This is a genomic window from Curtobacterium poinsettiae, from assembly GCF_047226435.1.
Lineage (GTDB): Bacteria > Actinomycetota > Actinomycetes > Actinomycetales > Microbacteriaceae > Curtobacterium > Curtobacterium poinsettiae.
Map to the genome: position 1 here is coordinate 74,735 of NZ_CP178435.1, position 24,622 is coordinate 99,356.

Here is a 24,622-nt window from a genome sequence, read left to right on the forward strand (position 1 = left end):
TGATGGTCCGGGCGTCAGACGACGGTGTGGAAACTGTCGGGTGACTCGCAGACAAATCGACGGGTTTGATTAGACGAACGTCTGTTGAAACGGCACTCAGTGCGCTGTGCAACTCGAGTGGTCCGGGCGGTCAAGGGCTGAGTGCGCTCTCCGCTCCGGCACCGCAGACCGATCAAGCCACGCGAATCACACGGGCCGACCGGGCGCTCTCACGCGATCGTCTTGCAAGATCCGGCTCATCCGTGACGGAACCTGCCGCATTGATGGCAGCGACGAGCAGCGCGGGTCAGCGATCATAGAACTCGCTTTGCAACGCGCATTCGGCTGCTGAGCGGCCACCTGGACCGTCATAAGAGGGCCGTATCGGCGCCAACGCGAAGAGCTGGCCACCATGAAGGGGGGGCGGCTCTTCTCGTTGGGGAGTGGCGTCAGTGTGCGGCGTCGTACGCGTCGCGGACGGCCTGGCTGATGCGGCCGCGGGAGGAGACTTCGTGGCCGTTCGCGTTCGCCCACTCGCGGATCTTCGCGAGCTCTTCCGAGTTCCCGCGCTTCGGCGCGCCGCCGGCGCTGCCACGGCCGGCTCGGCCGGTGACCTTGCGGGCTGCGGCGGTATAGTCGGAGAACGTTTCGCGGAGGGTTTCGGCGTTGGCGTCGCTGAGGTCGATCTCGTAGTGCCTGCCGTCGAAGCTGAACGTGACGGTGCGGCCGTGGCCGTCTTCGATGGTGTCGCCGGTGAGGTCGTCGACGAGGTGCGTGGTGACTTTCTGCGCCATAGTGAGGTGGCCTTTCGCTCTGGGTCGTATCCACTCTGGCATAGGTGTTCCCGTGAGGCGCATTGTTGAGCGCTCGTTCGATCCCTCAGTCGGGCAGACTGAGTGGTGATGACTGATTCGTTGCCATCCGTATCCGGCTACGCCGCTGCTCTTGCGGAGTTGAAGCAGCAAGTGCGCGCTGCCCGGTTTGCCGCGTAGCGCCGCGTGAACACTGAGCTTGTCAGTCTGTACTGGGGGATCGGTGCGACGATCTTGCAGCGTCAGGGCGATGAGGGGTGGGGGAGTAACGTCATCGGTCGGCTCGCGGCGGATCTGCGTGCGGAGTTCCCGGAGATCAAGGGGTTCTCCCCACGCAACCTTGCGTACATGCGTGCGTTCGGGGCGGCTTGGCCGGAGGAGCAGACTTTGCAACAGGCTGTTGCACAACTGCCATGGGGTCACATCACCGTCCTCCTGGACCGGCTCGACGATCGTGAGCTCCGGGACTGGTACGCCGCCCAAGCGGCTGCGCATGGCTGGTCCCGGAATGTCCTCGGGCACTAGATCCGGTCCGATGCGCATACCCGATTGGAGGCGGCGCCGACGAACTTCGCCGAGGTCCTTCCACCGGCCGAGTCGGACTTGGCGCAGCAGATCACGAAAGACCCATATGTGCTGGACTTCATCGCCCTGGATGGCGACGCGAAGGAACGCCACCTCGAGCAGCCACTCGTCGACCGGATCATCGACACTCTCCGCGAGCTCGGCGAAGGGTTCGCGTTTGTGGGCCGGCAGGTGCACTTCGACGTCGACGGGGACGATTTCTACGTCGACCTGCTGTTCTTCCACGTCGAGCAGCTCCGGTACGTGGTCATCGACAGCTCCGGTGGGTGGTCGTCGAGCTCAAGACCGGGAAGTTTAAGCCCGAGTACCTCGGCCAGCTCGGCTTCTACGTCGCCCTCGTCGACGACAAGCTCCGCCGCCCCCAGCACGCTGACACCGTCGGCCTGCTGCTGGTGGCGGGTAAGAACGACGCCGTTGTCCGGTACTCCCTCGCGGGTCAGCAGACCCCGATCGGTGTCGCCAGCTACGACCTCCTCCCACCCGCGGTCCGCGCTGCCCTGCCCTCGGAAGCCGACCTCGCAGCCGCACTGGCGACGGAGACCGACACTCTCGAACCCTGACCTGGAGTGCCACTGAAAGCTTCCTTTGAGCCTTGCTAGCTGTGATGTCCAGGCAGATTGTTGAGCCGGCGGATGGGTCCTGACGTAATTGTAAAAGTGGAGCGAGCTGGGGAGCGCCTTCCTCTTGGAAGCCTCAAAACTGGCTTGCGTTTGGCGGCCGCTTCGACGACAGGGATATGAGCCTGCTGCAGCGCTTCCGTCAAGGACGCTCAATAAGAGCTAGTTCCCTCGACACGAAGAGCTAGTCCCCTCGACACGGCGAGTCGACTGGCGGTTCTACGGTCGATCCATGCCAGTGCGCGGGTGACACCCGCCGGACTTGTTGGAAGAGTCGCTATATCAACGATGCCGCCGGTGCGGGGGGGGCGAGGACGACGTAGGTGTGGGTTCTGGCGTGCGTGTCGACGCCGATGACATGCGTGTACTCGTCTGCGACGAAGGGCATGCGGGACTCCTTCCAAGACGGGAACCGTGTTGGTTCCCGGCCCGGGGAGAGCCGTTGCGGGGCGGATCTCTAACGATTCACAGCCAGGTGACGGGTTGGACGACCTTCTATCAAGCCATCGCAGCGGACGAGCTGGCACCAGCCCCACTTCCCGCGGCGAACGAGTCGGACGAGTGTCACGCCGCAGGGCCGGACAGATAGCCGAAGAGTCACACCACGAGCCGGGACCGCGCCAGCCTGTCAGCAGGCCTGCGGCCAGCCAAGGACCATTAGAGACAGCCGATGCTTTGACCGAAATGTGTTGGTTTCAGCTATTGGACGCGGGAGCCTTTGGATGGTGGGCGGCAGGCACGCGGTCTGGGACACTCCTGCCCTCCGCTTACTGCAGGGGTTGCCCAGGCGGGTACAAGCGTCTGAAGCGGAGGTGCTGCTGGTTCGGTTGGCTCCTGACAGGTAGGCGAATGCGTTCCTTCGCACTTCTGCAGAAGAACGTTCTGAACCTGAAACGTTGGGAGACCCGGGAAGAGCTCCGGCGCGCGATCGTTACGTGGATCGAGGGGATTTACGACCGGAAACGGCGCCAACGTGGTGTGGGGAAGTTGACCCCGAATGAGTACGCGGCAATCATCGACCGAACGGTCACCCTCGCGGCATAAACGAACGAGTCAAACAAACCTCCAGCAGTCCTGTTCTTAACCAGTGGCGGATGTGGTTGGCTTTGGCGAAGCGTGGAGTCGTGACCGATAACACCAACCTTGTGGGTCATCGAATCTGACAATTGAACATCGCCAGCAGCGATACATCTCTGCGCGCACGTCAACGATGGAAGCGGCTGAATAGATTAGGTGCGACAGATCGCTGAACACGGTGGGCGAAATCGATCGTCGACCGCGTTGCCTAAGAGCAGCCAGTCGCTAACGGGACGCCCGCGGGACCCTTCTAGACGGATCGCGGCCTCGAAGCAGCATGCCGCAGATTCCGCTGGGACACATATACCCGCCTGAGCATAACCTCAGCGCCCAACTCGCTTCATCGGTATAGCGTTATGGATAGCTGTACTATTCCGGAGAATGCCGGCTACGAGTCCGCAGGCGTTTTATGCTGGCAATTTGCGATCGTGGCAAATGCGATCACAGGGTAATGGAGTATTAATGGGTATTCGAAGTTCACGTAATCATCCGACTGCAATTGTCGCTATAGTCGCGATGATTGTTGCGTTTGCCGCACCCGCTGTCATCTCGGAATCGGCAGATGCGGCTGATTCGCTTGCACGGAACAGTTTGCCAGTGAGAGCCGGAACTCAGCTCGTATTCGCCGGAACTCGATCGGGTCCACACTTTTCACCAGATGCTGTCTGCACGGCTGGCCCGGTCGTTCGCTCCACAGGCATATTTGCGCGGCTATCCCAGTATGCGCGAGCGGTTCGCTACGTTGTAACGGCTGGGCACTGCGCATCGGAGACTGGCCAGACGGTGCGTGTTGGCACTGTAAGCGTCGGGGCCGTCACCTGGATCTCCGGGCGTTACGACCTCGCCCTTGTCCGTATCGAGCCTTTGTCCAGCCGTCACCAGCAGTGCCACAGTACATCTGGCGGTTTCGTGCGATGCCATATCGTGGTCGATTGGCAACCTCGTGCTTCTGGTCAAGTAATTCTGATTCGCAATCGGGCTGGGCATGAGCAATCTGTAGCGGTCCAAGGAACTGGAACGCCTGCACCGCGAGAGATTTACTGCGTAAGTGGTCGAAGCAGTGGTGTAATTTGCTCTTTCCGAAGCGTCCCTAAACCGCCCGATCTCGAGCCCGGTGCCGGTCAAGCTTTTTCCGAGACTTTTGGGGCCAATACGAGCGACGGGGACTCTGGCGGACCCGTGGTTAGCCAGTCAGGTAGGATTTATGGAGTTCATGTTCAAGGCGGCGACCCCGAAAGCCGGTTCCCAACTATCGAAGCTTACATTCCCATCGGTCTGTTTTTTCGTGAGCAGCCAGCGTATGAGGTCGTGCGTGACTGATGCCCGAAGTGAGTACTTGTAACTTGAGGCAGCTTTGCGGTAGAGGCTAACGAGTCGTTTGGTTAGCGATATTGCTCGTATATCGGATGAGGTATACCCGGCTTAAGCACGTCTGCAACGGCCCCGCACTCCGACTCTCCGCTGTTCACGAGACAAGCGGGTGACGCACGAGATGCCAGCACCACTTCGTCCAATCTGCCCCCGCGCCCAGTTAGCTGTGGAGGGCCGAGGGTGCGAAAGAGACGATCGGGCAGGCGCATGGCCTTCTCCTAAGTTGCCTGCGTCCTGCCTTAGTGGAATGGGGAGCCTCGCACTCCAGGTGCGCATAGCGTCGTTCACCAAGTTGCCAGGAGTTGCGGATTGCTGGAGGTTTGTTTGACTCGTTCGTTTATGCCGCGAGGGTGACCGTTCGGTCGATGATTGCCGCGTACTCATTCGGGGTCAACTTCCCCACACCACGTTGGCGCCGTTTCCGGTCGTAAATCCCCTCGATCCACGTAACGATCGCGCGCCGGAGCTCTTCCCGGGTCTCCCAACGTTTCAGGTTCAGAACGTTCTTCTGCAGAAGTGCGAAGGAATGCATTCGCCTACCTGTCAGGAGCCAACCGAACCAGCAGCAGTCCCTGCGTACAAAGGGACCGTCTCGGGTGATGCCAGATGCGCAACAGTTGCATTACGCCGTCGGACGTGGGATGGGCAATATTTAGACACTGGTTGTCGCTCGTCGTTCCCAAAGCGACCCGTCTCGTGAGCGGAACCGTCAACTGCGCCCTCCCGTCAATGGCAAACGTCGGTTTCGTCAGCGTTCTTTGACCGGACAGACCACAGGAAGTGTCGCGCGAACAGTTCTATCCGCGCGAGATCTCATTCATCGCGGAGATGCACGACGAGACGGGAGGCCTGAGTGAACCTTCATTATTGAGCGGTATATTGCGATGTACATTACAACCGTGCCTGGAGTGCGAAGACCCCAGCGTGAGCTAAAACTGATTTGAGACATCGAGCGGGTCTTTGCGCGCCACTGCAGAAAGACATTTGAGGGTCAAGACGCGTTCGAAGGGGAAAATTATGTCTTCGGCTCGTCTGTACGAAAGCCGTCAATAGCGGAGTCTCCTACGGAGGCGATTTTATTCTATTCTTCTCCCCATTCGTAGCCACGCTAACCAGCGAGAGGGTTGTAATTGAACCGCCGTCAAGTCCTAGCAGTCACATTTGCTATCTGTTCCACTATCATTACTTCGTTCCTATCCAATGTCCAACCGTTCAACAGTGAAGTCGGTCCTGGGTCGTTCTCGGTCGCTTCTGGCGACCGCCGAGAAGTCAAGGAACCGTCAATCCCAGAAAGCGTCTGCGCAACGCTCACGGCGGCAGTGTCTATGCACGATCGGCAAGCGAATGCGGAGACTGAAAGTGTTCCCCCTGACACTCATCGTATACAACAAGCACTCGACGAATGCGCGAAATCAGGCGGCAATCAGGTTGTAATCCAGCTCTCGCCGTCGGGAGAGAGCCGGGACTTCCTAAGCGGACCTCTTCAACTCCACGCCGGCGAGATCCTTCTTCTGGCGCCCGAGGTCACGCTTTTCGCTTCACGCAATCCGGCTGACTTCCAAGCCCCTGGTGGGGTAGCTTGCGGAACGATTTCTTCGAAAGAGAATGGTTGCGTTCCTTTCATAAGCCTAGCCAATCACTCCGGAATCGAATCGACTGAGAACCGCAATGGGGCGCGCGGGGCCATCGATGGCCGCGGGGACCAAGAGATGATTGGACGAGGACTGTCTTGGTGGCAGCTTGCACAGGCGGCGAAAGACCGAGGATATCAGAACGTTCCACGTTTGCTACAGGCCCAAAAGGTGAACGATGTAACACTCTATAGCCTCGATTTGATTAACTCTCCGGGAAGTCACGTCTCGTTTAAGGACGGCACCGGGTTTACGGCTTGGGGCGTCCACATCAAGACGCCAGTTACGGCCAGAAATACAGATGGCATTGACCCCGCGGGTGCCAGCGACGTGACAGTGATCCACTCGTCGATAATGGACGGTGACGACGGGATTGCAATCAAAGCCGGCTCGCAACCTTCGGCCCATATCACCATCAAGGACAATATTGTCGATGGTAGTCACGGAATTTCCATTGGAAGTGAGACCACCGCTGGAGTGAGTGACGTACTTGTGGTCGACAATACCATCAACGGGATGGATAGCACGGGCAAAATGGGCGGGACGGCAGCCGGTATTCGCATCAAAAGTTCTGCGGCTGTCGGCGGCGTTGTGCGCCAGATAACCTATAAAAATACCTGTGTTCTAAACACGAAGATTCCGCTGTCGTTCGACACGCATTACAGCTCCGGCGGAGGTCACGCAATCCCTTGGTATGAAGATATAGTTGTTGACGGATTCCAGTCGAGCAGCACCCTGCGCAATGGGTACGTGGAGCTAAACGGCTGGGATAATCAGCATGCTCTTGGTGTGAAGTTCAGCGGAACCGCAATCGATACCACAAATCTGAAAGCTAGCAATGCGAAAATTGTAGATGCTGGCGTCCGCTTTGGAGGCCGCCCCCTCGGCCCGCTGGGCCCGACTGTGCACATCAGTAGAGAGCCCGCACGCGGAAATGTTCCAGATTGCGCTGCCGGATGATCCGCAGGCCCTAACGCGGCTTCCCTCACCCGCTTTCCTCAAGCGCAGAGGTGGGTCCTCCAGTTCCCAGGCGACAGTACTAGGTAGTAATGGTTCTTTGAGCAGTAGTCGCTAAATTGGCAATGCCTACGAAGCCTCGTAGGAGGACGAACTTGTCGGACTCTTGGGCGCGAGATGCGGCCTCGTCATTAGTGCGTCTCTTCGACGAGCTTTCCCGGGCTGCCATGCTCGTGTCTCCGGCACGACCGCTGTTACGTTTGTCTGGAACAAACGTTGCTTTCGGCTGCCCAAGAGTTCGAATAGAACGGTCGCGATGAGATTACCCACAGAATAAAAGTTCCGCGGATCATCTGTTATCACCTGTATCACTATAATTCGAGCTAAAGTGTTTACCCGTAATTCCCGCAGGACGGTTCTCCGGTTTCTCGGCAGTTCACGGGATCGGATGGAGGTAATTATGAAGCAGACAGTCATGCACATTCATTCTAGGAATCGGAGAACGAAACATCTAGTTGTCACTATCTTGGCGTTCGTATTGGCTGCTTCTGTCGAGGTGAGTCATGTAGATCCGGCTCGCGCCGAGACCCCTCATTTGGCATCTCCTGCGGCGGCCGTCGCCTCCGTCGCGGCAGGTACGTTCGATGAGGATGTCGCCAGTGGCAAACTTTCCGTGGAATACCTTGCCGGACTGACGTTTGAGTATCGAAACCTCAAGATGAGTGACGAGGAGAAGAGGGCCGAGACATTCGGCGCAATCAAGCGCGAGGTCAGAGCCGAAATCGCGGATTCCGGGCCTCTTTCGTCGACGGCTCCGGGTTCTTTGCTCTACGTCAATACGACTCTTGACGGTCTTCGTGTGGTAGATGATCATGCTTCAACCGACAGCTGGCGCTCGTTCTGGCATCGTTTCACCCATTGGACTACGTGGCATCTGTCGTCCGACTCTGCGCGACTTATCCTCAGTACCGGTGGTGCCCTGACTTCGGGGCTTATTTGCGCCCTTCCAGGTGTTTCAGCGATTGCTTGTGCTTTCGCCGGCGCGCTGATTGCATTTCTGACTACCTATAGCTTGCTTCGAACGTGCCTAGGGCGAGGAGTGGACATCGCGATCCCGGATCTCAATCATAGCCGTTGCCGGTGACATGGTGTAGGCGCGCAAAATAATTAATCGCGTAGGAGGATGAGCTTGCTGTTTTGTCACTCAGAAATGTGAGTTGGCTACCTGTTGCCGTGCCATGATCCTTATTGCCCTTTGCGAGGCCGGCACTAATTACTCGGCGCTGCTCGAAACCGGCGAGCTGCTCGAATGCGGGCCAGGCCAGAACCGGAGACGCGCGAGCGACATGAGCTCCTTGTTGGAAAGTATTTGCTGGCCGACGGATCGCGGTCCGGGCGATGGTCCGGGAAACCCGGGCCTAAGCTTTAGAATCCGACAGTCACGGAAATGGTCGAATCAAGGTTGATTCGTGATCCTTGTAGTTAGCAACGAGGAAGGTAATGCAATCCAGCCGGTTCGTTACGTATTGGTATTCATTAGTAATTACAAATCACAAAAGGTGGCCCGGTTGATCCGTCGACCGGGCCACCTTCCGCTCGATTAGACCTCCTGTGTGCCCTCGATCGAAAGCGAGGACTTGAAAACAAGCACGTTCTTACTGCAGTGAATTCTGACCATCGACTCGGGCAATTACTGCTAGTGTCTCTGGGTCGCAGAGACGGGCATGCCACTTAAGCTCGGTGGCCCCTCGTGGCAACTTCGGAAAGGATGCGGTGAAACTGTAACGTCCTGCACCACTGACTTGAGGGTCTCCATCTAGTGTCTGGGCGATGTGACGCTTGAGGACGCCCTCTGCTTTGGGCGGCGCTTCGTACCAAACGATCACGAGTGCACCGGGCTTTCCCGTCCCGAAGAAGCGTTGGCCCTCGAAGGATTTCTTGTTAGGCCCGGCTTCGGTACTAACGGTGAACGAAGTTGTTGTCGTGCTCTTCACGCTCGAAGCGGCTGAGCGTGGGGCTACTTCGGAGATGTGAGCCTGAGCCTGGGTTGGACCAGCCATGGTTGTGACAAGAGTGGCTGCGACGCCGGCAGTGAGTAGAGCCGTTCGCCTGTGAGAGGTGAATTTACGGGTAATCATTCCTATCCCTTTGGTGGTCGAGTAATGCCGAGCGAGCCGGCTTCTCTCAATAGTAATCGATCCCCGGGCGTGCGTCGATAAGCGCAACGGTGTAGGGAACTGGTGCTGTCTGCTTCGTTCACCTGAGATAGCCGGCAGCCGTGAACTGTTGTCAGTGAGGGGCTCTTCAGGCGGTTGTCTCAGATAGGGAACAGAAGGTCTGATGGTGCGCTACGCGTTGGCGGCTCTGTCGTCAGCTGGCCCCGACGAGCACGGGGGTGCGTGAGAACGACGCACTTCCTGCGACAGGGATGATAGACGTGCGCAATTCAGGTTCATCAGCCCTAGCCCAATCGCGGCATGCAGGGCACAAAGCGGGTAGCTGTGACAGACTTTCGTGAGCACTTTTCTCCCGCATGCGTCAGCCCCGCCCGGTATGAGGGCAGCTTCTACAACGGCCGACGACGACGTGTCGCCTGCGCAGTGGCGTTCCGAGGCTGATCGCGAAGCGCAATTGAGCCTGCACCCCACAGCACGACACCACCGCCTACGACCGAGATTCCGATGAACAGGCCTCGCGCAGCATCATGCTTGGGCTCATCCCTCGTCGGGCACTCGCGATGAGATCGCTGCTCTCCGAGGTGTTGGACGTTCACGCACGGAAGCTGTACCGATTCGGTGTGGTTGTGGGCGGCGTTCGCTCCGAAGATGAGGGCTACGACCCCGAAGACAACGAGAAGGACACTCGTCCTGAAGGAGGACGCTCGAATGCGTGCACTCGAGCTTTCCTGCGTCTCCCTGGTAGCGGCACGACGCAGCGCCGCACGCTGGTTGAAGATGCCCCTTAAGTTCGTGTTCACCCCTCGGTCATAGTTCGTGAGCAGCGCCTGGGCGTGGGCTTGGCTGTAACGGTCGACGCCGTATCGCTTCCGACCTTCAACCGATGCGAACGCCTGCTTGAACTGCTCAAACTCCGCGTCCTCCACTACTTCAGCCTAGGCCTCGATCCCCGTTGCCCCGGGGCGCGGACCAAACAGATGAACCGCGGCGGATCGTGATCAGAATCGCGCGACTTAGCGTGAACGGCCACAGATCCCGGTGTCTCAACAGACGTCGACCATGGACGATCCGGCACGAACCGAGCCCGCCCCGGGCTTGAACAGGCGATCGCCGCATGCTGGGCCGGAGACACGCTCGTGGTCACCAAGCTCGACCGGCTCGCCCGCTCCGCCGTCGACGCCAGCACGATCGCGGCCGAGCTCGCAGCAAAGGACGTCCGCCTCAGCTTCAACGGATCCGTGTACGACCCTCTCGACCCGATGGGGCGCATGATCTTCGGCATGCTGTCGGTCTTCGCTGAGTTCGAAGCGAACCTGGTCAGCGCCAGAACCCGAGAGGGCATGGCCACTGCTCGAGCGAAGGGTCGACTGAGGGGTGGCAAGCCCAAGCTCTCCCCCAAGCGCGAAGCGCTCCTGGTGTCGATGCATCGGTCAGGTGACTACACGACCGGCGAGCTCGCGGAGCTGTTCGACGTCGCCCGGGCCACGGTCTACCGGGCGTTGAAGCGCGGGTCGGACGCCACCTCAGCGGACCTTGCACTCCCCCGCACTGAGCGCTGAGGGCAGCTAGTCACTGATAGCATCTGCTATCACACGGTAGCGGATGCTGTCAGAGGGGGCACCAATGGTGAGGATCGTGGGTCCGAGTGGGGACGAAGCGGAGGCCAACGAGCGCCTGAACTGGCAGATGCTGATACTGCGGTCAGTGGTCGCTCACGATGATCGGGTGAGTGTCCCCGAGATCGCCCGGCCGGGATCGGAGCTCTTGGCCGACGACGAAGCGACAGCTCCGTTTCACACGTCCCATCTGGTGCCCTATGCCCTCAACGTCTCCAGCGACGCATTGAGAACGGCGCTCGTCGTCCTGGCTGACGGCGAGGACATTCGAGTCCCCATCATCGGCCTCTACCCGCTCCTCCGAACCGTCATCGAGGGCTCCGGTCTTGCGACGTGGCTGGTTGCTCCCGACGAGCGTCTTGTGCGGGTGAAACGCACGCGTGAGGCTCGGCTCTCGGACCTTTCGCACGATGACAGGGCGGTTGTGGTCGCGTCGACGCCCGAGCTGACAGACGACGCCGCCGAGAGGTCCGCCAAGCAGAAGATGCGACGCGAGAACTCGAGGCAAGTCCGTTCCGAGAAACGTCGACTGCTCGACCATGCTGCTCGTCTCGGCGTGGAGATCGACGAACGAGGCATGCCCGGGTTTGGACCGATCATGGAAGCAATCGCGCCGGTCATCGGCATGAGCGTCGGCGAAGTCCGTGGTGCGTGGCACTTCGTGTCCGGCCTCACGCATCCGTCGCTATCACGTGCTATCAGCATGGCGAGCCTCGAGGTGAAGGACAACAACGGAGGCGGCATTCTCACCGCGACGATGTCGGCCGACCTAGCAACTGTGAGTCTCGCGCTCGACGCGGCGCTGCTGGGATTCAAGACTGCTCTCGACGTGGTCGCGGCCCGAGGCGGGCTGGCAGATCTCGCCTGGACCGGCAGCGATCTTCCCCCCGCCCCGAGGTTTCAACGGGTCTGGAACGACCGTTGAGTGGTGGTGCCCCCGGATTGGGCCAGGGGCACCGAGCCGGCGGGCACGTAGGGCGCCGACTTCCAGACACGATACCCGTGCTCCCTTCCCACATAGATAGCCCCTGCTATCAAATGATAGCAGGCGCTATTACGTGCATGTGTGAGCTAGCAGCAACTAGCAAAGGCTAGCGCGTGCTACTCCATGCCGTTCTTCTCGATGTGCTCCATGCCGATCTCCATCGCTCGCAGCATGATCGCGTGATTCGGGTACCTGGTCGCCTTGTTGTAGTCGGCGATGCGGTCTCGGAGTGCTTCGTGCCCGCGCCAGCGCACGAGGGCCGTCAACGGCGCATCGCCCGCACTCTGCGGCCGTGCCTTCACCGGGGCGGTCGCCTGGGATGTCGCGGGCGTCTCGGGAGGCAGGGCGTCGGCCGCGGCCCCGAACGCGGCGATCGCGTCGGGGTCCGCCTCGGTCTTCTTGTTCCGTGCGATAGGCATCAGCCGTACACCTCCGCCGTGAGCTCCTGAATCTCAGCCCGCGCCTGCTTCGCCTTCGATACAGGGAGCTCCATCACTCCAAGGCCAGGAGCGGCGGCGTCGCGGTAGGCCTTGCGCGAGTACAGAACGGTTTCGAGGGGCTTGACCTGGGGGTACTCCACGATGAACTCGGAGACGTCTTCTGTTTCCGTCTCGTTATGATTGGTGGGTGCCTGGCTCAGCAGGCTACGGACCTCCAGGTCCGGGTTGAAGTCGCGGGCCGTCGAGATCACCTCGTCGAACTCCTCGAGCGTCTCGACGTCGAACTGACTGGCGCGGAGGACGACGATCATGAGATCCGCGGCGGTCATCGCTGTTCGCATCTCCTGGTTGTCATCGCCGGCGACGTCAACGATCACGTGGTCGTAGAGCTTGTCGAGATCACGCAGGGCGGCGTGCACGTTGCCGCGCTTCTCGACGAGCGTCATCGCGGGTTCAACGCCGGCGTCCACTCGACGTGCGTGCCACTTGGCCAGCGATCGCTGCTTGTCGGCGTCGACGAGGATCACGCTCTTGCCCTGATGGGCGAGCGCCGCCCCGATGTTGGTGGCGACCGTGCTCTTGCCCGGGCCTCCCTTGGTTCCTCCTACGAGGGTGATCATCGCAACCCCTTTCGTGTGCCGTTGCTATCACGCACTATCAGTCGCTAGCCCAATCCAGCAGGCAATAGTGCCTGTTAGCAGGCTAGCACATGCAAGCAGGTGATATCACTAGCAGCTGCTATTAGTTGCTAGCAGATGCTATGCAGCCGAATCGAGGTCCCGAAGCTGCTGCACGGGTCCGGGTCCGGGCCCGAAGAGTGACATGGCCTCTGAGGCTCTTCCCGGTGCCGGTACGGGGACCTGTGGGCTCGCGGGGGAGAGGCCAGCGTCGGTGGGGTCGTGGAGGATTTGCTCATGGATCCAGCTGAGGTTCGGGAACGGCAGGAGCGAGCGCTGATCGCGTTCGTGCTGCGCGCGCGACGCGTGCGGGCGCATTCGCTCGCTGAGGATCTCGACGCGCTGGCGAAGCTGCAGAACCCGAGCTTCACGGTGACGGTCAACGCCGAGACGCGAGAGACGACAGTGCGGTCGGAGTATCCGCCGGAAGAGCAGGTCGAGAGTGCGGCTGCACGGATCCGGCCGTTGTTGCTCAACGAGGAAGATGCGCACTGCATCAAGACGATGAACGCGCTGCTGTACTTCGCTCGCGAGACCGGCGCCGACGCCGACGCGATCGCGGCGCTGAAGAAGCTGCGCGAGGACTGGAAGGTCGTCGCGTCGCAGAAGGTCAGCCGCTCAGCGTACGAGGTGCGGGTGAAGCAAGGGGAGGCGCCGGAGGAAGCGCTGGCGGACCACGAGCTTGCATATGCGTGGATCTACGGCGACGTTGTGCACGCCGACACCGACAAGCGTCAAGGTGCGCACTCGTTTGGTGTCGAGGAACGCTTCCATGCCGCTGTTCCGCTCGTGGCGCGCGTCATGGTGTTGACGATCCGGACACTGAACACGCTCGAATGGCTGCACGGCAGACGGATCTTGCCGTTCTTGCATGACGCCTTCGCGGAGGACGTCGTGGTCACCCGTCGGGTCGTCGTTCGCGAGGGCCCGGTGTTCGTCGCCCCCTTCGTGGACGGAGCGCTTCCGGTGCTGCCGGCACTGGGCGCAGAGGCTGGCAGCGGTTGGGTTGAGTTCGCGGACGAATTCCTCCCGGACCAGCAGTAGTGCGCCGATAGCGCAGTCGTCCGCGGATCTTGTCGGGCTGGCCTAAGCGGCAGATCGGCCGTTGGCGAGTGGGCTGACGCGTGGAAGACGTCCGGTGGCGCTGATGAGCTGGCGGGCAGCACGGAAGTCGGCGCGGCCGTCGGTGGTGCGCGGGTGTTTGCCGTGTCGGTTGGTGCCGTCGTCGTAGAGCGTGATGGCGTCGGGGGAGGGGCGTCGGCCCGGGCGTTGACGGCCGGGGGAGGCCATCCAGGCGAGTTCGCCTTGCCACCAAGCCCAGGCCTCACGCTCGACGGCGTAGCGGTGTTGTCGCGCATGGAGAGTGCCGGCGGCGCCAATGCGCTGCGCGACGCGGTCTCGTTCGCCGAGCGGCGCAGCGGTCCAACCGTTGTGCGTCCAGCGGGTCAGACCGTGGCGGTGGAGCGTCCGCAGCGTCCGTGTGTCGTCGAGCGTGGGGGAGGTCAGGATCCGCGCATAGACGTTCCCAGTGTGTAGGCCCAGCCCGGTGCCCGCGGTGAAAGTGTCGTGGGTGCGTGTCTGCTGTCGGTCGGTGAGCTCGGACAGAAGGTGGGTGCGGTGGGCGGCCCCGGCCCCTCCGGGGCGCGGGTCCGCTTGTGACCGACCCCGGTCGGTATCCCTGTGGAGAGCGTTCTGTGGGTCGATCGTCCAGTGCGCAGCTCGGGTGCCTTCGTGGGCGGCGGTGTTGGCGATCCACCCGTCCGCAGCGAGGCGGAGGAGCGCCGTACGCGCGGTCTCACGCCCGATGCCACACAGAAGGGCCAGTCGGCGGATGTCGGCCTCCACGGAGACGCTGACGGCTTGCAGGGCAAGGAGGCTGAGCGCGTCGAGGACCCGTCGGTCCGCAGGGCCGCCTCCGGAGCTCCAGCGTCCGGGAGAGGCCTCGGCGCGCTGTTGCAGGGAGTCGACGAGGTCCGCGATCGCGCCGGCTCGGCCATCGAAGGTCGGATCATCGCCGGCGCCGCGAGGGTTCGCTGCGACGTAGCGGACGGCCTTGTCCCACTGACGAGCGAGGACCCGGAGAGGGGACTGCTCGCCGGTGGTCGGCCGCGGAGCGCGGCGGCTGCCGGCACGAACGGTGCGGACGTGCTCGAGGCCGGGCTCGTCGCGGCGTGCCAGGACGTCCGCGTACCGCCACCGTGCGGCTGCAGCGCCGACGAGGACCCGCCACAGGGAGGCGGACGCGTCGCCGGCGGCCGCGTCGTCCTGCAGCGCGGCCGCGCTGCGTGCTGCGAGCGGCCGTCGTGTGCCGGGCAGGTAGAGGCGCCCGTGGTGGTCCAGCGGCAGAGGGCGTCCAGCGTCGAGTGCGGCGTCGGGCGCGGTGGCCGCCGCGAGCTCGCCGGCGGCGATCGCGAGGGCACGCACCTGGTGCGCCCGGGCGCTTGGCGTCGTGAGCGCGGCGAGCGTGCCCATGATCGGGGTGGAGCGCCCTCCATCGCGGTGCGGGCTCAGCGGTGGGCGGAGGCAACCAGTTGCAGGGTTCGACAGGGGAGCCTTGTCGAGGCTCTTGCAGACCCGCGCGAGGTCGCGGGCGATCGTAGCGACGGTGTCAGCGCTGACACCGTCGATGAGGGCGACCCAGATGTGGCGGCCGCCGGAGGGGCCGGACTGGCAGACCAGGTGTGGCATGCCGGCGTCGTCGAGGAGCCGGCGGATGGTGTCGGTGTCGGTTTTGACGACCTTGAGTCCGACGTGTTTGGTGTCGAGGTCGAAGCCGAGGTAGCGGTAGCGGTGCTCGTCGTCGGCGAGGTTCATCGCCCACGGCCGCGCCGGGACGTCGCTGGTGACGGCGGCCCCACGGCCGGCGTAGGAGTTCACGACGGCGCCGTACGCGTCGACAGCAGCCACGCGCACACGGCGCCGAGGAGACAGGACGCGCGTGAGCGCCCAGGCGGACGAAGTGTCCGCTGCGGACACGCGGGCAGGTGAGTATGTACCGGGCGCAGCAACGTGCGTTACGATGGCGACACCTCCTCCTCTCGGGGTGGTGGTACGACGAAGGCTCCCGGGTAACCGGGCTTCTTCTCTCGGAACTCACAACCTGACCCGTTTGGCGACTAGACAGGCAGTGAGATACATGACTTGGGGCTTGGCCCCGGACCCCCGCCTCGGCGGGGGTTCTGTCGTTTAAGCGGCTGGGTGGGCGGCCTCCAGAGATTGGTCGAAGACCGGCAGCGCGCCGAACTCGGCCTCGTACTGAGCACGAAGCCGCTCCAGGTAGAGGGACACGCTGAGGTTGCCGGAGGCGCGGGCAGCGTCCGTGAACGCCTTCCCGGTGTCCGGATGCAACCGGATATCGGGCCGTGCGGGTTCGACGCCGCGCGGGAGACGGTTCCGCTTCACACCTGCGTTAGATCCGGGCATGGTCACGAGTCTGGTGTTAACACCGTGGTTACCCCGGGAAGCTGCTTCGGCGTGTCCGATCGTGGCACTCACTGGAACCACCCGGCGACGATTTGCACCCAACGGTGCCGGAACGCGCGAGTCAGAGTCGTCTCGCCGCGGCAGAACCGCACGAAGTAGTTCCGTCCGATGGGGGTCTTGGAGATCAGGAAGTGGAAGCCGCCCGGGAACCGGGTGAACATGCGCAGCAGCTTCTCGCCGGCGTTGATCTCGGGCACGAGCTCCGCGTGTACCTGCGCCTCGTAGCGGTCGAGGGCAGCAGCGTCACCGCCGGCGAACGCGGCCGCGGCGATACCTGCCCATTCACCGGAGCGGAGGGCGAAGGAGATCCCTTCACGTGTCCACGGCTCAAGGAGCCCCGCCGTCTCGCCGGCGAGCACGACGGTGCCGCGGCGCAGCGGGGAGTTATGGGCGCGCCACTGAGTGAGGTGTCCGCTGCTGCGGTCCTGGTCAGTGGGATGCAGGTCGAGTCGTTTGATCCAGTCGTTCAAGTAGCCCCGCGTCTGGTCCCCGTAGCCCTTTCGCTCGATGACGCCAACGGTGAGGGTCTTCTCCTTGGGGAACACCCACGCGTACGTGCCTGGGCGAGGGCCCCAGTCCAGCAGGACGCCGGTCGCGGCGTCCTCTGGTCGGCGGGGGACTTCGACCTCGAGGCCGAGGTCGGTCCGCTCGATGACAACACCGACATGCCGGCCGACGCGTCCGCCGGAGCCATCGGCGCCGATGACGACGCGTGCAAACAGTTCGTCGCCATCTGAGAGAGCGAGACGGGTTTGCCCGTCCTCGTCCGTGAGGGATCGGACGTTGGCGCCGTCGCGGAAATCGGCGCCGGCTTCCTTAGCCGCGTCGACGTTGGCCTGGTCGAATCGTTCCCGGTCGACCATCGCAACGAAGGGTGCCTGGGTGCGAACGCGGGTCACGCGACCCATGCGATGCGAGAAACCCACCTCGGGGACGTCCGCCTCGATCGTTGCGAGAGCATGGTCGTTCATCCGGTGCCGCGACTGACCAATGATGCCGCCACCGCACGTCTTGTACCGGGGGAACGTAGCCTTGTCGAGCAGCAGCACGCGGGCGCCGCCGAGAGCGGCGTAGCGTGCTGCCGTGGCCCCTGCAGGGCCGGCACCCACGACTACGACGTCCCACACCTGATTGGCGTCTGTGTCCTGCATGAGGCCAGAGCCTACCCGGGATCAGACGGGCTACGCTGGATGCGTAGCACTTCGGGAACCATCGGCGAGTCGGAAGGGGAGTCCCAACATGGCGGGAAGAGTCGATCAAGCCGCACTCAAGCTGCTCGATGACCGCGGGATCCCGGAATCGCTCTCGATGATGGATCTGCAGCGTCGTCTGCAGGACATCACTGGACGCGACCTCGAGTATTACGTGGCCTCGAACCTCGAAGGCAAAGAAATCCACGGGGTCTGGGGATCTGACCTTGAGCAGAACGTCGACATGGTCTACTGCCCGCCCGGCAATCCCACCGTGCAGTACTTCATCATCCAGCACGAGCACGGCCACATGATCGCCTCGCCGAATGGCGCCGGGAAGAACATCGGCGCCAACCCAGAGATCGTTGAGCTCCTTGGAACAGCCATCCCGCTCGGCCGACGTCTCGACTTCACGTTCCAGCACAGCGACTTCTCCGCAGAGGAGGAGCGCCTAGCGGAGATGGTTGGCGCCGAACTCGCGGTGCGTGTCCTGCGCTACGAGAAGGGCCGCGGGAAGGACTTCCAGTTCGGGCGGGTGTTCGAGCGATGACAGGTGGGCCCAGTTGGATCACCGTGACGGGCATCGCCACGGTGATATCAGTGTGGATCGCCGCTGCAGCGATGCTGTTCCCGAACGTCCGGGGCAAGAACTCGATGCTGCCAACCGGTGTCGTGTTCTGGGCCATCGGATGCAGTCTGCAAGCGCCGTGGCTCTACGTTGTCGTGGACAGGTTCCTCGGCGGGGAGAACCTGACGAACCTGCTGTATCGGTCCGCCGTGATCGTGGCCCTCGGCTGCCTCGAGGTGATGGTGATCCGGGCGATGAGCGGCAGCCGGATCCGCCTGGTCGAAGCTGGTGTGTGGGCCGTGACCTTCGTCATGATCGCCACGCAGTCCGCGCTGTTCATGGCAGCCGACTGGTCCGTGTCTGACCCGTACCTCGGCAGGTACACCGGGGAACCCCTGCGCGAACTCTTCGCCGCAATCCTGCCGATCTGTGTCGGCCTGTTCGGCATCCAGGTCCTCCGCGTCGCCTTCAAGGGGCTACCCGGCTACGGCGAGTGGACCACCCGTTGGGGTGTGAGCCTCATTGGCGTCGCCGCCGTGGTCGACCTGCTGTGGGTGAGCGAGAGCCTCGTCATCGGTGTGGTGCGCGCCACCGTGGCCCCGCACGCGCTCATGACGGGCAACGTTGAGCCGTTGTGGGAAATCGCGGTCGTGTCCATGTGTGTGGTGACGGCCGTTGGTGTCGTCGTGGCAGCCGCTCATCCAGTCCTCGTCCCCGCATGGCGACGGGTCCTGCTCATCGTGTCAATCCCAGTCAGCGACCGCGCCATGCTCACAAACCCCGAGTACAGCGTTCACACACGATCCGAACGCCACCAGGCCGCATTCAGGAGTCGCGGAGAGGTCGCGGAGCTGGCACTCTGGCAACGCTGGGCAGAGCTGGAGGACAACATCCGATTGCGGCAGTTCCAGCCACGCTGGTACGAGCGGCAGTTGATCCACCTGATGATGGGTGCCACAAGCGCGAGCTTCGCCGGCAGCATCGTTCCGCAACTACTCCTCCCGAATCCCGACACCGAACACAGACCAGGCCCGACCCGAATCGAGTCCACAGCATGAGTTACGACAAGCTCACCGACGAGCAGAAGGAGCAGCGGGCCGCCCTAGCCCGCAAGCTCGACCTGCTCTGCCGCACGATCATGGCGCCCGACGGTGCACCCGTCACGTACACGAAGATCCGCGACTACCTCGCGGACCGCTACATCAAGCTCAGCCGCTCCCGGTGGGAGTACATGCGCGCCGGGAACAAGTACCTCGTCGACGACAAGCTGCTCTTGTCCGCGATCGCGCAGTACTTCGAGGTCGACCCCGCCTACCTCATCGGGCCAGACAGCCAGTTGACGGAAACCATCGACGCCGCCCTCCGGTTCACACTTGCGGAGCGAACGAGCCCTGTGCAGCTGCACGCCGCCCGCACACTGGGCCAGGACGTGTCGACCGAGCACCTCAACCGGCTGACTGCACTCCTCGAGGAGATCGAAGCGGCACGTAAGCAGCCGTAGCCTCACTACGCATAATGCGTAGCAAAACACATACTGACTAGCGCAACGCATAGCGCGTAGTGCTACGCTGCCTTCAACGATGGTTTCTACCCCCGTTGGAGGCACACGATGGCGACTCCCGCCGCTGCAAGCTCGGACTGGTCCGATCCTTCGCTGACCTCCGGTGATGACAGCGTCCGCACATGCCCACAGTGCGGGGGCACGAAGCTCGGAACTCGGTACTGCACCGAGTGCGCCGCGGAGCTCGTCCCACCGGTCGCCGTGACGCACGCGTTCGGGCCGATGTGGGCAGTTAACGGCCACGTGCTCACCGTCGCAGCGGGGGAGGACGTGCGGCGACGCGTGCTCGACGCTGTCGCTCAGATGGTCGACGCAACCGCTCCCGTGCGCGTCGTCGTGACGGACGGGCAGCTGGTGACCAAGGTGGTCCTTCGACTCGACGGCAGCTCTGTCGCGCAGGGCGACGACGCAGCCACATGGGCAGGCCCCGGCAGGGTCGACCTGCCACCGGCGGTCGCCGCTCGGCGGACGTCGATCGTAGGCGTGCACCCCACCGCTGGCGCGACGACGTGGGCACAACTGCTCGCCCTTCCCGAGGCGGAGCTCGCGGACGAGCTCGCCGGCCCGGTCGTCCTGGTGTGCCGGTCGACACCCGCTGGTATCAACGCGACCAAGGCCGCGATCCACTCGCTTGGCACGGCCGCGGTCGACGCGGTCCTCGTCGTCGCTGATGCACCCGGCAAGCCGGTCCCGGCCGCGGCGCGCGAGCAGCGCGTGCTCGCCGGCGCTGTACCGGTCGTGCCGGTGCCGTGGCTTCCACGCCTCCGGGCGGTGGCAGAAATCTCCCCTGCGTTGGCCGGGCAGCTCGCCCGTCCCGTGCAACGGGTCACCAAGGCGCTCCTGGGGGCGCAGTCAAACAAGGAGAAGGCCGAATGATCAGCAACGCCATCTACGCCGTCGTCGCGAAGTCACCGCGTGCGTTCGACGCCACCAACCGCGCCGGCATGGTCGTCGCACAGGCGTACTGCCTGCCCGGGAAGGCGCAGGACGCCCTCGACACCGCCACTCTCTGGACCCGCATCGTCGCGATCTCGCTCGGCGTCATCGCGCTGATCATCCTCGGGATCGGCATGTTCTTCTCCGGTCGCCGCCACGATGGTGGCGAGACCTTGAAGGGTCTCGGCTGGTGGATCGGCGGCGCAGCCCTGATCGGTGCGGCCGTCGGGGTGGTGTCGATCTTCCTCGGGTCCGTGTCGGCGAACTGCAAGCAGATCCCCGGCGCCTAACCGACACCAACCCCGGGAGGCCGTCATGGCACCACGCAACCGCAACACCAACCGTCGAGGCTTCGGCACCGCACTCAAGCGCGGCTGGAACTCCAAGCCCGCAGGGATCGCCGCGATCGTGGTCCTCGTCCTGGTCATCATCGTCGTGCTGATCTCCACCCTGCTCGGCGTGTTCGCTCCGGCGAACAACGACGACCAGGGGGCCGCGAGTAAGCCGGCCCCGACCTCGAGCACGTCGGCGGCTGCGGACGGTCCGTGCAACGTGAGGGTGACCGACACGTCGTCGACGCCGAAGGTCCCGTCCGATCTCACCTGGAAGACCGGGCAAGAAGGACTGACGTGGCCGGTGTCGAAGTCGGTCGGCCCGACGAAGACCGTCGACGGGTTCGACGCGTGCTTCGCACGGTCACCGCTCGGTGCGGCACTCGCGGCAACGACTGCGATCTACGACCAGTACGGCACGCACTCCGCGGCGGAGTCGCTGGACTTCTACATCGCCGATTCCGCTGGGAAGAAGAAGAGTCTCGAGGTCGCACCGCAGCAGTCGGATCCTGAACAGATGCGCTCCTCGGGCATGAATCCGGCTGGCTTCTCCATCGACGCGTTCACGAAGGACCGGGTTGAGCTGACGCTCGTGTACTCATACCCGTCCTCGTCGACGGGCTACTACGGCATGCCGATGACGATGGTCTGGGTCGACGGCGACTGGAAGATCGCCGTCCTGGATAACGGGGCCACCTCGAATGCCGGCACAACGCCGAGCGACGGGGACTTCATCAAATGGACGGGGACGAAATCGTGAACCCAGGAGACACCGCCCTCTGCATTGCGAGCCCGGCGCTCTGCGCGGTCAAGCAAGGTGTGGGAGCCGCAGCATCGTCGGCCGCGTCGAACGGTTTCAAGCAGGCTGCGGAGACGATGTTCGCGGCGTACGACGACGTCATGAAGCAGTTCCTGACCAGCTGGGTCGGGGCGGGTTTCCAGGTCAGTCTCGACAACAAGGCCACGTCGTGGTTCCAGGACACGACGCTGCCGATCACGATCATGCTGCTCACGCTGGGCCTGATTGTCGCCGGTGCACGGGTCATGTACTCCCACCGCGGGGAACCGTTCCAGGAGGCGATGACAGCGCTCGGGAAGACCGTGGCGGTGATCACGCTGGGGACAGCTGCGATCCAGATCTTCGTCTGGGGCGGGGACGCCTACGGGCAGTGGATCTTGAAGGTCTCCGGGATCTCGGCGACGGCCGGGTACGTCGACGCGGCCTTCGCGACGACGTCGCCCGGGCTGGCGCTGATCCTTGGACTCATCGGGGTGCTCGCGGTCGGGATCCAGTGGGTGATCATGTTCGTCCGGCAGGCGCTGATGCTGCTGCTGAACGCGTTCTGGCAGGTCAGCGCCGCGTACGCGGTGCTCCGCCGCGGTGAGCAGGCTTTCGAGAAGATCACCGCCTGGATCATCGCGTTCATCATCTACAGCCCCCTTGCCGCGTCGATCTACGCATTCGCGTGGCGGTTGAAGAACGGCCAGGACGGTGCCGGCGGAGTCATCTACGGGCTCATGCTGATCGGCCTCGCGGTGATCGCGCTGCCGGCGATCATGCGGCTGCTCGTCCCAGCCTCCGGCGCGCTCGGATCCGCGATCGGCGGGGCGATGGCTCTCGGGGCCGCCGCCGCGGTGGTCCAGGCCGGCGTCGCGGTCGGTGCGGCCGTGGCGACGGGCGGTGCGTCCGCGGGTGCGTCGGGTGCTGGCGCAGCCGGCGCAGGAGCAGGTGCCGGGGGCGGCGCTGCTGGTGGTGTCGCGGGCGGCGGTGAAGTGGCCGCTTCCGGCGGCGGCGGCGCTGGCGGTGGTGACTCGAGTCCGGTCGCGGGTGGGGGCAGCAGCGATGCCGGAACCTCCGGTGATGGTGCCGGCGGGATGGTCGGCGACGGTGGCGGCGCCAGCGGGGCGGCAGCAGACAGCGGCAGCAGCGCCGCGGGTGCGAGCGGTGGCGGTTCGGATGGTGGATCGGTTGCCGGCGGATCGTCGCCGGACTCGGGGCAGTCGTCCGGGTCGACGGCTTCAATGGCGGCCGCTCAGGTCGTCGCAAGTGGCGCGGGCGATGCACCGTCCACGGCGGAAGGAATGATCAGTGAGTGAGACAGCGGGCAAGGAACGCATCCGGTTCGGGAACTGGTTGCCGTCCACGAAGGGCACCCTCGGCGGGCTGACGTTCCTCGGCTGGGCGATGCTGCTCGGCGGTGTGATGGTCGGTGTCGTCTGCGTCAGCGTCGGCTGGTGGGCCGGAGCAATCCTCGCCCCGCTCGCGGGCATCGCTGCGAACGCCGTGTTCATCGTCCGGTGGGGCGACCCGAACTCGGGCCGCACCCTCGCGGCGAAGCTGTGGGACGGGCATGTGAGCGCCAAGCGGAGCCGCGCCGGCACGAACACGTACGAGACGGGCCTGTTCACGACGCTGCCCGCCGAGTCGATGACGGCGCTGCCAGGGATGCTCGCCGATCTCGAGGAGATCACCGGCACCGACGGCGAGGGGGAGGAGTACGTGCTCCTGCACCACCGGAAGAGCTCCCGGAAGCCGCTGCTGTCCGCGACGTTCTCCTGCCACCCCGATGGCACCGCGCTGCTGCCGCAGGACAGCATCGATTCGCAGGTGTCCTCGTTCGGCGGGTGGATCGCGTCCCTGTCACTGGACACCGCCATCGAGGGCGCCGTGATCGTGGTCGACTCCGCGCAGGAATCCATCGAACCGCTCGTGCAGAAGATCGACAACGAAGTCTCCCCAAACGCCCCCGCAGCAGCACAGCGCCAGCTTCGCGAGGGCGCCCGGGCACTGTCGGGCACGTACGCGGACGTCGAGGTCTTCGCCTCTGTGGTGTGGAACGTGAACAAGATCGCCGACGACGTCGAGGAAGCAGCAGCCGATATCGCCGCGAAGCTGCCCTACCACCGAGACGGGCTCGCCGAAGCCGGCGCCGGCTCCCCGGTCGTGGCCACCAGCAGCGAGCTGGCCCGCGCAGTGCGGGTCGCGTACCGGCCGGAGCGGGCCCGGGAGTACGGCTCCGACGAGCTCGCCGGGAACCCGTTCCACATGCGGGTCACCCAGGCCGGGCCGGACGCGTTCGACGACAGTGCCCGGCGGATCTGCTACCACGACGGGGTCGCATCGATCACGGCCATGATGGTCGCCCCGCCGCAGGCGCTGATCACCGAAGACCTCATGAACCGGTTGTTCCAGCCGAACGGGAAGTTCCTCCGCAAGCGCGCCGCCGTGTTCTACGGCCCGGTGGATCCCGGGAAGGCATTCAAGCTCGCGAAGAAGATGCGCGGCAACGCCAAGCGCAACAGCAGCGGCATCCGCGGAGAAGACAACGAGATCGAGAAGCGCCGGGAACAGCTGGCGCAGAAGACCGAGGTCGACCTGATGACCGGGGCGGCGATGACAGCGTTCGCAATCGAGGTCACCGTCACCTTCGACCCCACCAAGCGCGGCACGAACAACGCCATCGGGGAGCTGAAGCAGATCTTCAACGGCACGAACATCTCGTACCGGTTCATCGAGACCGACACCTCCGCCGCGTTCCACTCCACCCTCCCCCTCGGCGTCCTGCCGTGGGAGTACGCCACCGCCATGCAGACCGTCACCGACCGGACCGAATGATGCAGGAGCACA

General features: G+C 63.6%; 20 protein-coding genes and 4 pseudogenes. 17 read left to right on the top strand and 7 right to left on the bottom strand.

Translation table 11 applies throughout. From position 1 onward, the window contains the following. Window positions 1-428 precede the first annotated feature (428 nt). A complete protein-coding gene (locus tag ACL00U_RS17335) occupies window positions 429-836 on the bottom strand; it encodes a histone-like nucleoid-structuring protein Lsr2 (protein WP_306573264.1) in 408 nt (135 codons plus the stop codon). A 45-nt stretch (window positions 837-881) separates the two neighbouring features. On the opposite strand from ACL00U_RS17335, the pseudogene ACL00U_RS17340 reads away from it, so the two are divergent. The 3 genes and pseudogenes from ACL00U_RS17340 (at window position 882) to ACL00U_RS17350 (ending at window position 4,390) form a co-directional block, all read left to right on the top strand. Then, a pseudogene (locus ACL00U_RS17340) lies at window positions 882-1,936 on the top strand (PDDEXK nuclease domain-containing protein). A gap of 915 nt (window positions 1,937-2,851) precedes the next feature. After that, window positions 2,852-3,037 (top strand): annotated as a pseudogene (locus tag ACL00U_RS17345) (IS3 family transposase); the annotation flags it as partial. Window positions 3,038-3,586: 549 nt separating this feature from the next. Beyond that, window positions 3,587-4,390 (top strand): trypsin-like serine protease, encoded by an 804-nt coding sequence (locus ACL00U_RS17350; protein ID WP_368857338.1) that lies wholly within the window; start codon window positions 3,587-3,589, stop codon window positions 4,388-4,390. Window positions 4,391-4,778: 388 nt separating this feature from the next. On the opposite strand, the pseudogene ACL00U_RS17355 reads toward ACL00U_RS17350, so the two are convergent. After that, window positions 4,779-4,964, bottom strand: a pseudogene (locus ACL00U_RS17355) (IS3 family transposase); the annotation flags it as partial. Window positions 4,965-5,766: 802 nt separating this feature from the next. Between ACL00U_RS17355 and ACL00U_RS17360 the strand changes: the two are divergent. From ACL00U_RS17360 to ACL00U_RS17380, 5 genes and pseudogenes are all read left to right on the top strand, one after another. Beyond that, a complete protein-coding gene (locus ACL00U_RS17360) occupies window positions 5,767-7,032 on the top strand; it encodes a glycoside hydrolase family 28 protein (RefSeq protein ID WP_250891852.1) in 1,266 nt (421 codons plus the stop codon). A gap of 457 nt (window positions 7,033-7,489) precedes the next feature. Continuing rightward, on the top strand, window positions 7,490-8,173 hold the full coding sequence (locus tag ACL00U_RS17365) for a hypothetical protein (RefSeq protein ID WP_259581470.1): 684 nt from the start codon (window positions 7,490-7,492) through the stop codon (window positions 8,171-8,173). A gap of 2,094 nt (window positions 8,174-10,267) precedes the next feature. After that, a pseudogene (locus ACL00U_RS17370) lies at window positions 10,268-10,561 on the top strand (recombinase family protein); the annotation flags it as partial. Further along, window positions 10,547-10,765 carry a helix-turn-helix domain-containing protein gene (locus tag ACL00U_RS17375; RefSeq protein WP_371830581.1) on the top strand — a complete coding sequence of 73 codons (219 nt, stop codon included), beginning with the start codon at window positions 10,547-10,549 and terminating at the stop codon, window positions 10,763-10,765. The pseudogene ACL00U_RS17370 and the gene ACL00U_RS17375, both read left to right, overlap by 15 nt. A gap of 64 nt (window positions 10,766-10,829) precedes the next feature. After that, complete coding sequence (locus ACL00U_RS17380; RefSeq protein ID WP_259581538.1) at window positions 10,830-11,747, top strand: hypothetical protein; 918 nt, start codon at window positions 10,830-10,832, stop codon at window positions 11,745-11,747. A 176-nt stretch (window positions 11,748-11,923) separates the two neighbouring features. Here ACL00U_RS17380 and ACL00U_RS17385 read toward each other — a convergent pair whose 3' ends face one another. Together ACL00U_RS17385 and ACL00U_RS17390 are read right to left on the bottom strand one after the other, a co-directional pair. Then, window positions 11,924-12,226, bottom strand: coding sequence for a hypothetical protein (locus ACL00U_RS17385; RefSeq protein WP_259581536.1), 303 nt, complete (start codon window positions 12,224-12,226; stop codon window positions 11,924-11,926). Next, the gene (locus tag ACL00U_RS17390) at window positions 12,226-12,867 is read right to left on the bottom strand and encodes an AAA family ATPase (protein ID WP_259581533.1); all 642 of its coding nucleotides are present in this window, start codon (window positions 12,865-12,867) and stop codon (window positions 12,226-12,228) included. Before ACL00U_RS17390 ends, ACL00U_RS17385 begins: the two co-directional genes overlap by 1 nt. A 294-nt stretch (window positions 12,868-13,161) precedes the next feature. Here ACL00U_RS17390 and ACL00U_RS17395 point away from each other — a divergent pair, with 294 nt between their 5' ends. Further along, window positions 13,162-13,968, top strand: coding sequence for a hypothetical protein (locus tag ACL00U_RS17395; protein ID WP_259581531.1), 807 nt, complete (start codon window positions 13,162-13,164; stop codon window positions 13,966-13,968). Between the two features lie 42 nt (window positions 13,969-14,010). On the opposite strand, the gene ACL00U_RS17400 is transcribed toward ACL00U_RS17395, so the two are convergent. From ACL00U_RS17400 to ACL00U_RS17410, 3 genes are all read right to left on the bottom strand, one after another. Further along, on the bottom strand, window positions 14,011-15,831 hold the full coding sequence (locus tag ACL00U_RS17400; RefSeq protein WP_259581528.1) for a hypothetical protein: 1,821 nt from the start codon (window positions 15,829-15,831) through the stop codon (window positions 14,011-14,013). A 279-nt stretch (window positions 15,832-16,110) separates the two neighbouring features. Then, window positions 16,111-16,353, bottom strand: a complete 243-nt coding sequence (locus ACL00U_RS17405; protein ID WP_214585452.1) for a hypothetical protein — start codon at window positions 16,351-16,353, stop codon at window positions 16,111-16,113. Window positions 16,354-16,415: 62 nt separating this feature from the next. After that, window positions 16,416-17,558 (bottom strand): geranylgeranyl reductase family protein, encoded by a 1,143-nt coding sequence (locus ACL00U_RS17410; protein WP_214585450.1) that lies wholly within the window; start codon window positions 17,556-17,558, stop codon window positions 16,416-16,418. Window positions 17,559-17,646: 88 nt separating this feature from the next. On the opposite strand from ACL00U_RS17410, the gene ACL00U_RS17415 reads away from it, so the two are divergent. The 8 genes from ACL00U_RS17415 (at window position 17,647) to ACL00U_RS17450 (ending at window position 24,610) form a co-directional block, all read left to right on the top strand. Further along, window positions 17,647-18,147 (top strand): hypothetical protein, encoded by a 501-nt coding sequence (locus tag ACL00U_RS17415; protein ID WP_214585448.1) that lies wholly within the window; start codon window positions 17,647-17,649, stop codon window positions 18,145-18,147. A gap of 23 nt (window positions 18,148-18,170) precedes the next feature. After that, window positions 18,171-19,223, top strand: coding sequence for a hypothetical protein (locus ACL00U_RS17420; protein WP_214585446.1), 1,053 nt, complete (start codon window positions 18,171-18,173; stop codon window positions 19,221-19,223). Beyond that, window positions 19,220-19,666 (top strand): hypothetical protein, encoded by a 447-nt coding sequence (locus ACL00U_RS17425; RefSeq protein ID WP_214585444.1) that lies wholly within the window; start codon window positions 19,220-19,222, stop codon window positions 19,664-19,666. Before ACL00U_RS17420 ends, ACL00U_RS17425 begins: the two co-directional genes overlap by 4 nt. Window positions 19,667-19,927: 261 nt before the next feature. Further along, window positions 19,928-20,602 (top strand): hypothetical protein, encoded by a 675-nt coding sequence (locus tag ACL00U_RS17430; RefSeq protein WP_214585442.1) that lies wholly within the window; start codon window positions 19,928-19,930, stop codon window positions 20,600-20,602. Next, a complete protein-coding gene (locus ACL00U_RS17435; protein WP_259581521.1) occupies window positions 20,599-20,952 on the top strand; it encodes a hypothetical protein in 354 nt (117 codons plus the stop codon). The genes ACL00U_RS17430 and ACL00U_RS17435 overlap by 4 nt, the downstream gene beginning before the upstream one ends. 25 nt (window positions 20,953-20,977) lie before the next feature. After that, the gene (locus ACL00U_RS17440; RefSeq protein WP_214585438.1) at window positions 20,978-21,754 is read left to right on the top strand and encodes a hypothetical protein; all 777 of its coding nucleotides are present in this window, start codon (window positions 20,978-20,980) and stop codon (window positions 21,752-21,754) included. Beyond that, entirely contained in the window at window positions 21,733-23,091 is a 1,359-nt protein-coding gene (locus tag ACL00U_RS17445; protein ID WP_262127312.1) for a hypothetical protein, read from the top strand. Before ACL00U_RS17440 ends, ACL00U_RS17445 begins: the two co-directional genes overlap by 22 nt. Continuing rightward, window positions 23,084-24,610 (top strand): SCO6880 family protein, encoded by a 1,527-nt coding sequence (locus tag ACL00U_RS17450; protein ID WP_214585434.1) that lies wholly within the window; start codon window positions 23,084-23,086, stop codon window positions 24,608-24,610. Before ACL00U_RS17445 ends, ACL00U_RS17450 begins: the two co-directional genes overlap by 8 nt. The last annotated feature ends 12 nt before the right edge of the window (window positions 24,611-24,622 follow it).